At 56.3% G+C, this 15,196-nt stretch carries 15 protein-coding genes; 7 read left to right on the top strand and 8 right to left on the bottom strand.

What is annotated here, in order from left to right:
• Position 1: 1 nt before the first annotated feature.
• The gene (locus tag ACR0AK_RS14625; RefSeq protein WP_480793844.1) at positions 2-778 is read left to right on the top strand and encodes an enoyl-CoA hydratase-related protein; all 777 of its coding nucleotides are present in this window, start codon (positions 2-4) and stop codon (positions 776-778) included.
• Positions 779-841: 63 nt separating this feature from the next.
• On the opposite strand, the gene ACR0AK_RS14620 is transcribed toward ACR0AK_RS14625, so the two are convergent.
• The 4 genes from ACR0AK_RS14620 to ACR0AK_RS14605 all read right to left on the bottom strand — a co-directional run bounded on the left by ACR0AK_RS14620 (position 842) and on the right by ACR0AK_RS14605 (position 4,952).
• Positions 842-1,948 (bottom strand): lyase family protein, encoded by a 1,107-nt coding sequence (locus tag ACR0AK_RS14620; RefSeq protein ID WP_480793843.1) that lies wholly within the window; start codon positions 1,946-1,948, stop codon positions 842-844.
• A complete protein-coding gene (locus ACR0AK_RS14615) occupies positions 1,941-3,455 on the bottom strand; it encodes a tripartite tricarboxylate transporter permease (RefSeq protein ID WP_480793842.1) in 1,515 nt (504 codons plus the stop codon). Before ACR0AK_RS14615 ends, ACR0AK_RS14620 begins: the two co-directional genes overlap by 8 nt.
• Before the next feature lie 6 nt (positions 3,456-3,461).
• On the bottom strand, positions 3,462-3,929 hold the full coding sequence (locus ACR0AK_RS14610; RefSeq protein WP_480793841.1) for a tripartite tricarboxylate transporter TctB family protein: 468 nt from the start codon (positions 3,927-3,929) through the stop codon (positions 3,462-3,464).
• A 69-nt stretch (positions 3,930-3,998) separates the two neighbouring features.
• Positions 3,999-4,952 (bottom strand): Bug family tripartite tricarboxylate transporter substrate binding protein, encoded by a 954-nt coding sequence (locus ACR0AK_RS14605; RefSeq protein ID WP_480793840.1) that lies wholly within the window; start codon positions 4,950-4,952, stop codon positions 3,999-4,001.
• Between the two features lie 100 nt (positions 4,953-5,052).
• Between ACR0AK_RS14605 and ACR0AK_RS14600 the strand changes: the two genes are divergently transcribed.
• The 3 genes from ACR0AK_RS14600 to ACR0AK_RS14590 all read left to right on the top strand — a co-directional run bounded on the left by ACR0AK_RS14600 (position 5,053) and on the right by ACR0AK_RS14590 (position 8,066).
• Positions 5,053-5,967, top strand: a complete 915-nt coding sequence (locus ACR0AK_RS14600) for a LysR family transcriptional regulator (protein WP_480793839.1) — start codon at positions 5,053-5,055, stop codon at positions 5,965-5,967.
• Between the two features lie 155 nt (positions 5,968-6,122).
• A complete protein-coding gene (locus tag ACR0AK_RS14595) occupies positions 6,123-6,881 on the top strand; it encodes a hypothetical protein (RefSeq protein WP_480793838.1) in 759 nt (252 codons plus the stop codon).
• A 186-nt stretch (positions 6,882-7,067) separates the two neighbouring features.
• Positions 7,068-8,066, top strand: a complete 999-nt coding sequence (locus ACR0AK_RS14590; protein ID WP_480793837.1) for a LacI family DNA-binding transcriptional regulator — start codon at positions 7,068-7,070, stop codon at positions 8,064-8,066.
• On the opposite strand, the gene ACR0AK_RS14585 is transcribed toward ACR0AK_RS14590, so the two are convergent.
• Entirely contained in the window at positions 8,067-9,200 is a 1,134-nt protein-coding gene (locus ACR0AK_RS14585) for a Gfo/Idh/MocA family protein (RefSeq protein WP_170559442.1), read from the bottom strand.
• A 39-nt stretch (positions 9,201-9,239) separates the two neighbouring features.
• Positions 9,240-10,343, bottom strand: coding sequence for a Gfo/Idh/MocA family protein (locus ACR0AK_RS14580; protein ID WP_170559440.1), 1,104 nt, complete (start codon positions 10,341-10,343; stop codon positions 9,240-9,242).
• Positions 10,344-10,458: 115 nt separating this feature from the next.
• Here ACR0AK_RS14580 and iolC point away from each other — a divergent pair, with 115 nt between their 5' ends.
• The 3 genes from iolC to ACR0AK_RS14565 are packed head-to-tail and all read left to right on the top strand — an operon-like array spanning position 10,459 to position 13,121.
• Complete coding sequence (iolC, locus tag ACR0AK_RS14575; RefSeq protein WP_480793836.1) at positions 10,459-11,439, top strand: 5-dehydro-2-deoxygluconokinase; 981 nt, start codon at positions 10,459-10,461, stop codon at positions 11,437-11,439.
• Between the two features lie 9 nt (positions 11,440-11,448).
• Positions 11,449-12,285, top strand: coding sequence for a 5-deoxy-glucuronate isomerase (locus tag ACR0AK_RS14570; protein ID WP_480793835.1), 837 nt, complete (start codon positions 11,449-11,451; stop codon positions 12,283-12,285).
• A complete protein-coding gene (locus ACR0AK_RS14565; RefSeq protein WP_480793834.1) occupies positions 12,282-13,121 on the top strand; it encodes a class II fructose-bisphosphate aldolase in 840 nt (279 codons plus the stop codon). Before ACR0AK_RS14570 ends, ACR0AK_RS14565 begins: the two co-directional genes overlap by 4 nt.
• A gap of 9 nt (positions 13,122-13,130) precedes the next feature.
• On the opposite strand, the gene iolB is transcribed toward ACR0AK_RS14565, so the two are convergent.
• Positions 13,131-13,937: a 5-deoxy-glucuronate isomerase gene (gene iolB, locus ACR0AK_RS14560; RefSeq protein ID WP_480793833.1), complete on the bottom strand. Its 807-nt coding sequence runs from the start codon at positions 13,935-13,937 to the stop codon at positions 13,131-13,133.
• A 48-nt stretch (positions 13,938-13,985) separates the two neighbouring features.
• Positions 13,986-15,167, bottom strand: a complete 1,182-nt coding sequence (locus tag ACR0AK_RS14555) for a phytanoyl-CoA dioxygenase family protein (protein ID WP_480793832.1) — start codon at positions 15,165-15,167, stop codon at positions 13,986-13,988.
• Between the last annotated feature and the right edge of the window lie 29 nt (positions 15,168-15,196).

Below are 15,196 nucleotides of genomic sequence, written 5' to 3'. Positions count from 1 at the left end.
CATGTTTGAGACTATCGAAACCGAAACACGGGGGCGGGTCGCAACGATCCGCTTCAACCGTCCCGATCAGCTAAACGCGCTGAATACGCAACTCATGAACGAAGTCCTGACCGCCGCGACCGCGTTTGACAAAGATCCCGGCATCGGCTGCCTGATCCTGACAGGCAATGACCGGGCCTTTGCCGCCGGGGCAGATATCAGTGAGCTTGCGGTACAGACCTGCGCGACAATGCAGGCCAGCGATTACTTTGCCGAATGGGACAGGTTTGCGGCGCTGCGTCTGCCCAAGGTGGCAGCGGTCAGTGGCTATGCCCTGGGCGGCGGGTGCGAGGTTGCGCTGATGTGTGACATCATTCTGGCCGCGGACACTGCGAAATTCGGTCAGCCCGAAATCAAAATTGGCTGCATTCCGGGGATTGGTGGCACGCAAAGGCTTACGCGGCTGATCGGCCGTGCCAGGGCCATGGATATGATCCTGACCGGGCGCATGGTTGACGCGTCAGAGGCTTTGCAGATGGGTCTGGTCAGTCGCGTAGTGGCAGAGGGTACCTTGTTGAACACCGCGCATGAGGTGGCTGATACCATCGCAGATTACGCCGGTGACATCGTCAGCATGGCCCGCACCTGTATAAACATGGCCGACCAGAGCACCCTAGAAACAGGTTTGCGGTTTGAACGGCAAATGTATCACGCGCTGTATGGATTGCCTGCCCAGCAAGAAGGTATGAACGCCTTTCTTGAAAAGCGTGAGCCGCAGTTCAGACCAGAAACCCAGTGAGCTTGTCCCATGGCCTCAGTCACCGTTCGAAAACCGAGCGGTGATATGACCAACCTGGCTGCTTTAATGCGGTTTTCCTGCGGTGCTTTTCTCAAAATCGGCAACCTTGAGAGCCATGGATTCAGAATCCACGATTAGGTTCGCAAAGATCGTTTCGACCCAAGACAAGGCGCCTGATGTGAGCAGGAACGTCTCGGGTACAACGATCCATTCGCCAATCCACATACCCCCAGACCGCTCGTGTTGATGAGTGGTGAACTCGCCAATCTGTTCGGCACGCTGTCGTCCAAGCCGGGCGACAGCCTCTCCAAATTCCGACGCGCGTTGGTTCTGTTTGTGCGCCATAGCCGAAGACACGCCTTTACCGGCTTCATGCACTTCGGACCATTCGGAGATATCTGAAGAAGACAACAAATTGACGTTATGCGAGATCTTGCACAGCGTCGCACACAATCCGCCCAGCGCAATTACAACGTCGGCAAGCCCGTCGCGTGCGTTTTGCCAATGGGGTTCAATCGTGTTCAGACCCAAGGTGGCTGCAACGCCTTCCTTGATGCGATGCCCCGTCCCGTTTTCGTAACCCTGCAGATCACCAACGGGGCCACCAATCTGAACATTCAGACCCCGCGCGCCTGCTTCTTCCAGCGCTTGTGCACGCCTCTGCAGTTCGCCTTTCCAGACGGTCAATTTGGTCCCGACCCGAATGGGCAAGGCATGTTGGCCATTCGTACGACCGATCATGACAATGTCGCCAAGCTGATCGATTTGTTGCTCAATGGCGCTGTTCAGTCTTTGCAGCCCGGTCTGGATGTGCACCAGACCGATCTTCATTTGCAAAGCCAGCGCAGTGTCCATGATGTCCTGCGTTGTCGCCCTGTAGTGGACCTTTGTTGCATGCTCGCCGACCCGGACTCTCAATTGCTCGACAAGTCCAACGATCGGACGCCCGACAAGCATCATGTCTTCGTGCAGGCGCTCGATGTCCAGATTACAGACCGAAACTGCATCCAACGCATCTGCCGCCTCTTGCGGGATCAGGTTTTCCAGCGCCTGATGGCGGGCCAGCGTCTGTTCAACCTTTAGCCAGGCCGAGATCGTGGCGTGTTGCGACCAGATGGACCGCATATCGGCGCTGGAAAAGCAATCGCGGTATAGGGAGTGTTCAAGCATCTTTCAGCTCTCCCTTTGCGATCTTGCGCTCTTTCATTATCCCTCGGATACGGAAAGCAACCGCGCCTGCGCCGATGACCAGAAAAGCCAGCGCGATCGGACGTTCGACAAAGATCAAAGCGCCACCTTCCGACATCAGCAACGACTGGCGGAAGGTCTCTTCCGCACCTTTGGCTAGCACGAAGGAAATGACGAACGCCGCCACGTTGAAGTCGAATTTACGCATCAACCAGCCAGCAAAGCCCGCGCAGGTCATGACCGTGACGTCAAACATTGATCCGCGCGCCGAATAGGCTGCAACAAACGCGGTGAGAAAGATCAGCGGATACAGGACATTGGTGGGGATCTTCAGGATCAGGCCCGCAACCTGAGTGGCACCGAAGTAACCGATCAGACCATAGGCCAGAATACCCAACATCCCGCAGGCGAACAGTTTATAGACCAGCTCTTTGTCAGTCAGGAACAGGGTTGGCCCAACCTGAATGCCGTGGATCAGGAAAACACCCAAAAGGATAGCGCCAATCGTAGACCCCGGGATGCCCAGCGTCAGCAACGGCGCCATCGACGGGCCGGACACCGCGTTGTTTGCAGCTTCGGGTGCTGCGACGCCTTCCAACGCGCCCTTGCCCCACTTTTCGGGGTTTTTGGCGCGGCGTTTGCCTTCACCGTAGGAAATAAAGGCTGCAATGGCTGAACCCAGCCCGGGCAGAACACCGATGCCTGCACCGATAAAACCGCCACGGAATGCATGGGGCAGACAGGGTTTGTATTCTTCCCAGGTCAGGTTGTTGCCACCTGCCGTGCTTTCGTTCTCTTCGGTTTCGCCTGTTGCCTTGCGGCGTGTTTCCAACTGGGCAAAAACCTCACCCAGAACGAATACACCGATCATCAGGGGCACAAGACCGATCCCGTTGGACAAGTCAAACGAGCCAAAGGTATAGCGTTCTTCGCTTGAGATGGGGTCCAATCCGACCATAGCGACTAAAATGCCCATCAACGCCGAAGCCAACCCCTTGACGATTGAGTTGCCGATGACCGAGCCGATGACCACGAAGGCCGCGAAATAGATCGCAAAGGTTTCAGGCGGGCCCAGCTTGAGCGCAATGGCCGCAATGAATCCGACACCAATGACCAGCAGGATATCCCCCATGAGATCACCAATGACCGAAGATATGGTCGCGACTTTCATTGCCTTTCCGGCCTTTCCGGCGCGCGCAAGCGGATAACCGTCGATCTGTGTCGCAGCACTGGCCGCAGTGCCGGGCGTGTTGAACAGAATTGCCGCGATCGAGCCGCCATAGCGGCCGGATTTTCCGATCACATATAGGAAGGCGAGCGCAAAGAGCGGGGACATGTAGAACGTGATGGGCAACAGCATGGCAATCGCTGCAGATGCGGTCAGACCAGGCGTGGCCCCAACAACCATTCCCACGGCTGCGGCCAGAACTATGGCAAATAGCAAACTGGGATCAGTTATGACCGAAAGAAGTGCGGGAAAAATTTCCATGACGGATTACCCCTGTATCCAGCTCAGCAGGTCGAAGACCTCGCCATAGGGCGGGTACACGCCAAGCAGCACAAAAAAGATGAGGTGGAAGATCAACGGGCACAGAACGACAGAAATCGCCAGACCGATCCGGCTGCGAACTCCGAAAAAGTACAAAACGATTGGCGCGGCGATCGCAGTTGGCAAAAGGTAGCCGAACCAGCGGAACGATTGCTGATAGATCAGGGCGATGATGAACAGGCCAATGATCTGTAGGGTTGCGCCGTTATCCTGTTCCTGACCGGTGTCGCCAACCGGTTGACGGACGGCGCTTAACAGTAACAGGCCGGAAAGAATTAGCAGTGCAATTGATGCTGAAAACGGTACGATGCCAGCCCAGGTATCCCCCGGCGAAGCTGCCGGCACTTGCCAGGCGCCCCAAATGGCAACGATGGAAATAAGGGCAAGCACAAGGCCTTCTGCATAGGCGCGCATATCGTTCCTCCCTGATTACGGTAGATACAAAAAGGCCGGATGAAGAGTATCCATCCGGCCCCGAGGACTTTAGTTGGTCAGACTTTCGACCAGGGGAGCGGCGTCCTCTTTCATTGCGGAAAGCGTAGTTTTGGCGTCCGCGCCATTTTGGTAGACAGGGCCTGTGCCGCGCGACGCCAGCAGTTCGGCAAATTCGGGTTTCGCTGCGATTTGCTCCAGCGCAGTTTCCATCGCGGCGATCACCTCAGCCGGCGTGCCCTTCGGAGCAAACACGATCACCGGAGAGGAGACGGCGGCAAACGGAATGCCCAACTCGCCGAACGCAGGGACGTCTTTCATGATGCCATCGCGTTCCTGACTGTTGACAGCCAACGCACGAAGCTGCTCTTCAAACCCTGCCAGCTGCTGAACACCCAGGAAGCCAAAGTCGGCCTGTTCACCGATCAGTGCGGCACGGGTCGGTCCGCCACCCTTGAACGGTACGTCCTGCGCATCGATGCCGTTATTGGCCAGGAAGCCCATGCCACCAACATGGTGGAAGCCCCCACGACCCGAATGGGCCCAGCGCAGTTGGCCTGGATTGGCTTTGGCCGCGTCAATCACGTCTTGGACGGACTGGAACGGGCTGTTCAGCGGGACCATCAGCGATGTTTGCAGTTGACCGACCTGGGCAACAAACTCAAAGCTGTCCAGCGCGTCGATATCGGTGTCGCGTGTCATGGTCGATAGCAGGAACGAGCCACCCGAGGTCATCATCAAGGTATAGCCGTCGGGGCGTGCACCTACGACCGAGTTTGCACCGTTCAGGCCGCCTGAGCCGGGCTTATTCACAACAACAACAGGAACGTCCAGTACCCCTTCGGCTGCCGCCGAAATTGCACGTGCATAAGCGTCTGTACCGCCGCCGGCTTTGTAAGGAACAACCAGATTGATCGGGCGCTTCGGCCAGTCGGCTGCGAAACTTGCGGTTGCAGTAACAGTTACTGCCGCAATGACAGCAGTGAGAATAGTTCTACGCTTCATAGCATCCTCCCTAAGATGCGATCCAAATTAGTTTAAATTCAGTGTTAAATAAAATGCAAAGGTGTTATCTTATCTTGCAAATAAGTAAAGAGTCCGCCTGATGAATATCAAAGCCCTTCGCGCGTTTCGTGCCACCCTTTCCGAAGGAACGCTGGTCGCCGCATCTGAAATCCTGCACCTGAGCCAGCCAGCAATCAGCCGCTTGATTTCCGGCCTTGAAGCGGAATTGGGCCTGACCCTTTTCGATCGTAGTGGTCGTAATCTGTCACCCACGCGAGAAGGCTTGGCGTTCTACCGCGAAGCGGGGCGTATCTTGGATAACCTTGATGAAGTTCCTCGCATCGCCGCAGAGATCCGAGCAGGGCGTACAGAAACACTGCGCGTCGTCACAATGCCGCGTATCGCCCGCGCGATTTCGGCGCCGGCGCTTGCGATGTTTTTGCAGGCCCACCCAGACACGAACGTAACTCTGGACATCCGCGCGCGGCGCGAGGCCAGTAAATGGCTTGCCGGACGTGAATATGACATTGGCATCGGGGCATTGCCGGTCGAGCATCCAGGCGTAAAGACAAAGCCCCTGCTGCGGGTGCGAGCGCAGGCTGTTCTACCAGCTGCTCACGCTTTGTCTGTCCGCAAAACAGTTACAGCCACAGATCTTGCCAGCGAGCCCGTCATTCGACTGATGAACGGGCTTCTACTACGCGAACAGCTTGACGACATCTTCCGGTCTGCCGGCGTCAATCCCCGTCATACCTGCGAAGTGGCTGCGTCGCAGCTTGCCTGTTCGCTTGTGGCGGAAGGCGCCGGCATAACAATTGCTGACGAGTTGGTCGCGGCACAGGAAACAACCGAACGTTTAGCCTTGGTTCCAATCGCACCCGAACGTTGGATGACCTTCGGCCTGTTGTACCCCGCAACGCAGGAAAAATCCCAGGCTCTTCAGGACTTTGAGGACGTTCTGTTTTTGCAGGCGTCAAAGCTATGCAAAAATAGCCCAACTTTGACTCTCGCCTGATAGCCGCTGTCCTGAAGACAACGGTGCGTATCTGCGATCTCGAATGGGCTTCTGCACGATTGCAACAGCGTCGATGCTCAAGCATCTTGAAACCTCCAATCCAGGGATTTTCATCGGCTGCGCGAATTGCGTGGCACATCTGACGGACACCTAGAATGATGAAGTTGAGCGCAGCCGTTTCAGATTGTCGGGTTATCAATTTACCCGAGAACAAAGGCAGACGGCTTCATATGACCAATTTGATGAACAGGCACGGTCTCGAATTCTCATTTTCGGAAGGAAGTAAGGGACAAAGCCATGCCATGAACTGCGCCAAAGCACATCTTGGGGCATTGGAGTCAATCAAGACGCTGCCAGCTTTGGTTCTGGAGGATGATGTCGCACCGGTAACCGAAAACCTCACCATTCCAGAAATTCCAAGTGACGCGGACATAGTTTACTTGGGCGTTTCACCTTTCGGTTGTTTTCCCTGGATACGTAGCAATGTTCGACGCTTTGGCCATCGCGCGCATTACAACCTCGCTCTCGCCTCCACTGAAGACGACAATTGGCTAAGGTTACACTCAATGGCCGGTGCAATAGCCATTCTTTATGCGTCACAAACGGGGCTGGAGACATGGCGAAGTGCGATGCTTGCGGCCATAAAACGAAGTAAGCCGTTTGATGTGTTCACTGCGTACAAAATGACCTCTTTGAACGTTTACGCACCTCACCGCCCCGTTTTCTTTGAAGAGCCCAGCCTACAGCGCCCTCTTAAGCATGTTACCCCGGAACAAAGACTTCGATGGACGACAAAACCATTGCCGCCAACCCAGGAAGGAACGATCGTCACAACGCCAACCAAAGGCGGGACAATCCGTGTTCGGGCTGAACTGAGCAGAGATAACCGCCTTGAATGGTTATTGCTTCAATGAGGTCAACCAAAGGGTTCGACCGAACCGATGATCTTGTACTGTCAGGTCCGTGGCATGTTATTTAGCGAAGAACCCAATGACTTTTTCAACCCACCCTTGCAACCGATTGCAAATCTGACGCAATAGGGCGTATTATTTTCGCATGAAGTCGAATGAAAACTATCCCCGAACCCGTCGGTGCTTGTCATGAGTGTGACCCTCAAGGAAGTGGCCGCGCTGGCCGGTGTGTCCCGTTCCGCAGTATCCCGAACCTTCACAGAAGGCGCATCTGTCTCACCGAAGACACGCAGCAAGGTCGAAAAGGCTGCGGCTGAACTGGGGTACAGTCCAAACGCACTAGCCTCCTCCCTTACCACCGGCCGGACCAAGTTGATCGGGCTGATTTCCAACAACTTCCACAATCCCATTTTCCTCGAGGTCTTCGACCAATTCACTCGCGCCTTGCAAGAACGCGGACTACGCCCGCTAATTGTAAACCTGACCGATGAAACAGAACCGGCGAACTCAGTTCGAATGTTGCGGCAATATTCTGTGGACGCCGCCATTGTCGCCTCATCCACCTTGCCGCCCAGCTTTGCCAAAGCATTCCACGATGCAGGCGTTCCGGTCGTACATACTTTCGGTCGATCTGCGACGTCGCCCGAAGTGCACGTTGTAGGCATCGATAACGTGGAGTGTGGGCGTATGGCGGCACGAGAACTGGTATCGCGGGGATACACTCATATTGGCTATCTGGGCGGTCCAAAAGATGCGACATCGGCTATGGATCGTTTTCGCGGGTTCATGGAAGAAGTAGAAAAGCACCCCAACCTTAAAGTTTCGCATTCTTTCGCAGGCGCATATTCATTCGAAGCCGGGCGCGAAGAAATGCTTGAGCAACTGTCGGATAGCCCAGCCGAGGGATACTTCTGCGGCGACGATATTCTGTCCATAGGCGCCCTGTCCGCATTGTCAGATCATGGGCTGAAACCTGGCAAAGATATTGGCGTTATCGGTCTGAATGACATGGAGATGTCGCGCTGGGAAAGCGTGGACCTGACGACGATTCACCAGCCCATCAAGCAAATTATTACTGCCTCCGTCGATCTGGTCGAAGAGATGCTGAAAGACCCCGAGCGTTACCCCGAGGCCCGAATTTTCCCGTGCCGAGTGATCGAGCGGGGCACGTTGCGGCCCCGCCCGTGATCAGCGGAACATTGGGGGGCGCGCGTCCGTCCACGCCCCATCGTTTTTTGACGAAGCCACTGCGGCGTGCACGGCTGCGATCGACCGAACCCCGTCAGCGGGTGTGGGCAGACCATCACGTGCTTCTCCGCGAATAGCGTCAGCCAGATCGCAATAGATATTGGCAACAGCCAGGGGGAACCCCTCGGGATGAGCGATCGCCACGCGGGACAGGCGTTGAGCATCGTCGTGTAGACCGCCCTCGCCTTTTTCGATGATTTGCGTCCGGCCACCAACTGGCGTGTAGATCAGTTGATTGGGCTGTTCCGACGCCCAGCGCAGCCCTCCTGTTTCGCCGAAAACTTGAATGTCGAACCCATGCTGCCGCCCGATCGCCACGGATGACGTCCACAACCGGCCAACTGCACCACCTTCGGTTCGGAAGTTGATCATGGCGTCGTCCTCAAGTTCGCGGCTTGAAATGGTTGACGCCATATCGGCAGACAAGGTCTTAACCTCATCATCGCTAATAAAACTGGCCATATGCAGCGCGTGGATACCACAATCGGCGAATTGACCGGACACTCCCGCCATCGCCGGATCATAGCGCCACCGCACCCGCGGATTATCGGCGTCTGTCGCATCACCATGGTGGCCGTGGCTGAAATTAGTCACGACCAGACGCACTTTGCCAATGTCTCCGGCGCGGACCATCGCTCGGGCCTGTCGCACCATCGGATAGGCGGAATAGCAGTAGTTCACTGCACATATCCTGCCCGAAGCTTCTGCGACGCGGACAATCTCTTCGCCCTCTTCCACAGTCATCGTCATCGGCTTTTCGCAAAGTACGTTAAACCCGGCTTCCAGGAACGATTTGGCAATCTCAAAATGGGTTGAGTTCGGCGTGGCGATCGTGACTAGGTCGACCCGGTCGGCACGGTCCTTTTCACCCGCCAGCATTTCCTGCCAGTCGCCATAGGAACGATCCGTCGCCACGCCAAGCCTTTGCGCATATTCTCGCCCGACTTCGGGGCGGTGATCCAAAGCCCCGGCTGCCAACTCGAACATCCCATCCGCCAACGCCCCCAACCGGTGCGCGGGTCCGATCTGACTGCCTTCGCCGCCACCAATCATTCCCCATTTCAGCTTTGCCATGGTTCTCGTCTTTCTTTGATTGTCTCTTTGTTCTTACGTTTAGACGGTGCTGACGTCTTGCCATTGCCTTTGCTCTGACGATTTCAGCGCAGCTGCCAGCACGCAGTTGACCTCATGCCCATCGCGGAATGTGGGCCAAATAGCTTTGCCTGAATGGATGGCCTCAAGAAAGTCCTTAGCCTCGATGATAATTTGGTCCTGATAGCCGGTTCCGTGGCCCGGGCCCTGACAAAATGGTTCGTAATCAGGATGGGCCGGGCCGGTCAGGATCTTTGTGAAACCTCTTTCAGCCTCTGGCCCTTCGCGCCGATAAAGCCAGAGTGCGTTTTGATCTTCCTGATCGAAACGGATTGCCCCCTTAGTACCAGAAATCTCGTAGGCATAGCCCATCTTTCGTCCCGTCGCGATGCGGCTGACATAGATATTGCCCATCGCGCCGCTGGCGAAACGGCACATGATCTGTGCGTGATCATCATTGGTAACGGTGCCACCGGGGCGTTCTTGATGAACAGTTTCTACCTCTGCCATAACCTCAGCAATTGGACCGATCAGGGCCAGCGCGCCGTTGATCATATGCGGGGCGAGATCGCCTATCGTACCGTTGGCCATACCTGTAGTCCGCCATGTGGCCGGGGCTTCGGGATCGGCATAGAAATCTTCGGTATGCTCACCGCGGAACCAGGTGATGTCCCCTAGTTCTCCGCCAGCAATCAACTGCCGGGCAAACTGCGTTGCAGGGGTTCTGACATAGTTGAACCCGACCATATTGGTGACGCCTGCTGCCTCGGCTGCGGCGACCATCGCGCGTCCGTCATCCAACGACGACCCAAGGGGTTTTTCGCATAGCACCGGCTTGCCCAAAGCCAATGCAGCCTCTGCAATCTGTCTGTGAGTTGTTTGAGGCGAGGCAATCACGACGGCATCCACAGCCGGGTCGTTTACCAACACAGCCCAATCCGAGGTCGCGCGATGAAATCCATAAGCCGCGCGGTACCGTTCGGCGCTTTCAGGGGTGGACGCACAGATCATCTCAAGACGCGGCCGCAACGCCGTGTTGAACACCGCGCCAACGGCTGACATCGCGACCGAATGAGCTTTGCCCATATAGCCACCGCCAATGATTCCAATTCCGATTTCAGACATCTGCAACGGCTCCGAACAATGTATTTGCAACCGGTTGCAAAATCAGTATCGTGTGAATCGATTCAACGCAAGGACCAACGATCCTCGCCAGCCCCTTTTTGCCGGAGGACACGACGTGAGTGCTTTGATAGACGGTATCAAAGGAAACCGGTTTGCGGTCTTCGGGCGTGCAGGCATGGACCTGTATGCCGATCCGGTTGGCGTCAAAAGCGAAGACGCCAATGCGTTTCACGCCGATCTGGGCGGGTCATCTGCGAATATCTGCGCCGGGTTGGTCAAGCTGGGCAGTCGGGCGTCGCTGATCACTTCGGTCTCAGACGATGCTGTTGGCCGCTTCTGCCTGAACAAGCTGGCGCACTACGGGGTAGACACTTCTTACATCCGGATCGTCGGTGGTGAATACCGCATGTCGCTTGCGGTTTACGAAAGCCGGCTCGAAGATTTCCAGAACGTCATCTATCGCAATGGCGCCGTCGACTTTCAGGTGACTGAGGAGGACATGGACAAGGTCGATTACGGTGAATTTTCAGCAGTGATATCTGCCGGAACCGTATTTGCAGCAGAACCCTCGCGCAGTGCCACGTTTCGTGCCTTCGACAACGCCCGCAAGGCAGGGTTGCCAGTGATTTTTGACATCGACTACCGCCCCTACAGCTGGCCATCCCCTGAGGTGGCTTCCGAGGTCCTGTCGCGCGCAGGCGAGGCAAGCGATCTGATCGTTGGCAATGACGAAGAGTTCGGGTTTATGGCAGGCGGCATTGAAAAAGGCTTTGAAAAGGCCAAGGAACTCGCCGCGAAACCGGGTCGGATCGTGATCTACAAAATGGGCGTAAAAGGCGCGGTAACCTTCGTGGACGGACAGGAAATCGAAACAGGTATCTATCCGGTCACCGCCGTCAAACCCAACGGTGCCGGTGACAGCTTTATGGCGGGTCTACTGGCCTCTATCGCCGCCGGGAGCGAGCTTAAGGATGCGGTCATGCGCGGCTCAGCCTGCGCCTCGATCGTCGTGTCCAAACCGGGCTGCGCTCCGGCCATGCCAACAACGCCGGAACTGGACGCATTTCTTGCCTCTCATCCCGGCCCAGCGACATAGGAACCCCTCATGCACATCGCTCCCTATGAAAATCAGAACAAACCGATCGTCGACGTCGAGGATTCAACCGTTCCGCTGAATTACTTTAACATCGTCAAACTGAAAAAAGGCGAAGCGTTCGAGTATCAGGTGCCGGGTTATGAAACCTGCATCGTCCCGGCCACCGGCAGTGTTGATATCGATGTAGAAGGCGTGCAATTCGCCAAGCTCGGAAATCGGGGCGAGGACGTCTGGGACGGTGACCCAGAAGGCGTCTACGTACCGGTTGGTGCGAAAGCCCAACTGGTTTGTGTGTCCGCCGACGCCGAGGTCTTCATAGCCGGTGCCAAATACGACAAGGTGCTGGAACCCTTCGATGTTCGCGAACACGATTTGGTTCAATACGGCAGCGATGACACCAAAACGCATCGCAAGATTAAACACATCCTCGGGCAAAAACAGCACGACAAAGTCGGACGCCTTCTGGTCAGCGAGCTTTTCACCGTCGGTCAGGGTGGCTGGTCCGGCTTCCCCAGTCATAAACACGACACGAACCGTCTGCCGAATGAAACGCGGCACGACGAGACCTATAACTTCCGCTTCAAACCCAACTGGGGGTCGGGCCTGCAGATGTTGCAGCGCGAGGATAATGAGCCGGGGGATGCGTATCACATCGTCGATGGCTCTACGATCTGTATCGACAAGGGCTACCATCCCTGCTGCGTGCTGCCGGGATATGAAATGTACTATTTCACCATCCTCGGCGGCCTGACTCAGCGGTCCCTAGTCCAGTATTTCCAACCCACACATGCCTATCAGGTCGAGACGATCCCGGGCATCAAAGACATGATTGCCAAGTTCAAATGACTCTTGTGACACTGAAAGACGTCCTGACCCCGGCATATATGCAAGGCTACGCCGTCGGCGGTTTGGTCACACTGGGCTGGGAAGACATGCGCGCTTATGTGGCCGCTGCCGAGGCTGAAAACGCACCGGTGATCCTGCAGGCTGGCCCCAGCTGCCGCGAACACACGCCGCTGCCTGTTCTGGGCGAAATGTTTCGCTATCTGGCCGAAAATGCTTCGGTACCAGTCGTGGCGCATCTGGATCATGGCTATACTTTCGAGGACTGCAAAATCGCGCTGGACAGCGGGTTCACATCGCTGATGTTCGACGGGTCGCGCAAGCCGCTGCAACAGAACATCGATGAGACCGCTGCTATTGCCGAAATGGCCCATGCTGCGGGGATTTCCTGCGAAGGTGAGATCGGGTTTGTGGGGTACTCGGGCGGCGAGGGGTCAAACGGCACAGACCCGACGGAGGCCGCCCAGTTCGCCCGCGAAAGCGGTGTGGACGCGATGGCCATTTCAGTCGGAAATGTCCATCTGCAACAGAACAAAGAAGGCGGGTTGGACGAGGCACGTATCGCCGAAATCGACGCTGCGACGGACGTTCCGTTGGTCATTCACGGCGGTTCTGGTGTGCCCGTGGAACAACGCAGCCGATTGGCGAAGGGAACGTCGATCTGCAAGTTCAATATCGGAACCGAACTGCGCATGGCGTTTGGAAACGCTCTGCGCGAGGCAGTAAACCGCGATGCGGACAGGTTTGACCGCGTAACGATCCTGAAAGAAACCCACGACCCGGTTGAGGCGGCAGCCCGCATGGTCATTCGGGCCTTTGGTGCGCCCGCGCAAAGGTAAGCGTGGGCGTTACGCGTCGCGCTCCATAATCCATTCGACTTCGGGGGCTGGGACAAAGCGCCATTTACGCAGCGGACCAGCCATAACATTCAGATAATACATCTCGAATCCATAGGGAGCGCCGCATGGATGATGACCGCGCGGTACGCAGACGACATCGCCATCCGAAACAGCCATAGTCTCATCCAACTGCCCATCATCAGTATAAACACGCTGAATCCCGAACCCGTTTGCCGGGTTCAGGCGATGATAGTAGGTCTCTTCCAAATAAGTGATCCGCGGATAATCATCCTCGTCATGACGATGGCTGGGATATGAGGACCAATGCCCATTTGGCGTAAATACTTCGGTTACCAGCAGACTGTCGGCGTAATCTTCATTCTCCATCGCGATGTTGTTGATGTAGCGGGTATTCACGCCTTTACCTCGTTCGGTCAGAGTTATGCCTTCCGGACCGATGCGGCGGGCCGCGTGGCCACCTTTTCCGGGCGCTGAACACACCGCTATCACGCAATCCGTTTCGGCTGTGGCCCTCCATTCGGTCCCGTTCGGCAGATAAAGGCAGTGCGGCGGTGTTTTTTCGAATACGTTCATCCGATCACCCAAAACACCCCAATCGCGGTCGGCACCGGCAACGCTGGCCTTGCCTTCGACCATGACCAAAATGACCTCGCGGTCGCCTGTCGCCTCAGCGACTGTGTCACCTGCTTTCAGGTGGTACAGGCCAAACCCGACATAGCGCCACCCTGCGCTGGCCGGGTTGATATCATGCACTTTTCCTCTGGTCCCAAAGGGCTTTTTGAGCAGGTCGGCCATGTGTTCTTCTCCGTCTGAGGCAGGCTAAATTAGCCTGCCCATTTTGCGTCAGGCAGCTTGTCTTGATTGCAGCGCCGAGAATGTCTCGGCCAATTGCGCTTCGGTCCAGCCTTCAGAAACGGCCCGACGCAGAATGTCGGCCTGGCTCGCCGGCGCGTTACCTCCGACCGGCGGGTCTGTATCCAGGTTTGTCGGGAACGGGTACCCCTCAGCCGTAGCGGCAATGGCGGCGTCCAATTCAGCGCCAACCAATACGCCACGTTGTTTCAACGCGACAAGCGATGGAAACACAGCCTCTGACATGGATCGCCGGTCAACGGTTTCCATCGTGCGGCCAAAGGCAGATGAGATTTGCAGCAGGTTCGCCATCCGGTCGATATCTGCACTGCAGTTTTCACCAGCGGCATGAAACAGCGCAGGGTTAAAGAACACAGCATCCCCCTTGTCCAGCGCCAGCTGGATATAGCTGTCCTCGAAAAATGCGCGATGGTCTTCGTTATGAAACGCCAGATAGCCCGGGGGATAAAGCTGCGAGAATGGGAGCAGTTTGGTCGGGCCGCTTTCAATCGGCATGTCGCAATGGGCAACCGCCCCCTGCAACGTCAGCGATGCCGTGACCAGATGCGCGTGCGCGGGATAGCGCGCTGCGCTATCCGCACTTTGAAACCCAAGGTGGTAATCCCGATGCGCCTGCTGCGCCTGACCACCCGGACGCACCTGGTTGATCTGCGCAGTGACCTGATAGTTCGGCCCCAGCCACGCTTCGCAGGCGGCGGCAACAGACGTATTCCCAAAGTAGAGCACAAATCCCTCGGGATCTCGCAGGCATTGCTTTTGCAGAGCGTTCCAAATCCGATCATTTGCACCCGAGGCAGCAAAGTGATCGCCCTCTCCCGCGCTGCTTATTCTTTCTTCATCAATGATCCGGCGAAAGACATCAGTCGCGCGATCAATAACAGAGGTTTCAGCGAATGCAGTTTTCAGAACAATCACACCCGCCAAGTTGTTCAAAACATGCCCCCACTCTGCCAGCAAAGCTTTGCGCCTACCGGCGTCCTCCAGTGCAGGGCGCAACGCGTGCATATCGTAGATTGGAACATTTTTTTCGATCGCGGCGGCGTGCGGGACGTCCTCGGCCAAAAGGTTTTGCGAGGTCAACACCTTGAATTCATCCAGATCACAGGATTCCCGGTCGAAGTAGCCGACAAAACCTAGTTCCTGATTTACCATGAGATTTCTCCTTTTTCATGGCTTCGGTG

It is taken from the genome of Ruegeria sp. BI12 (assembly GCF_056537985.1).
The sequence above is the reverse complement of the archived record's forward strand: the minus strand, read 5'-3'. Positions and strand labels throughout refer to the sequence as shown.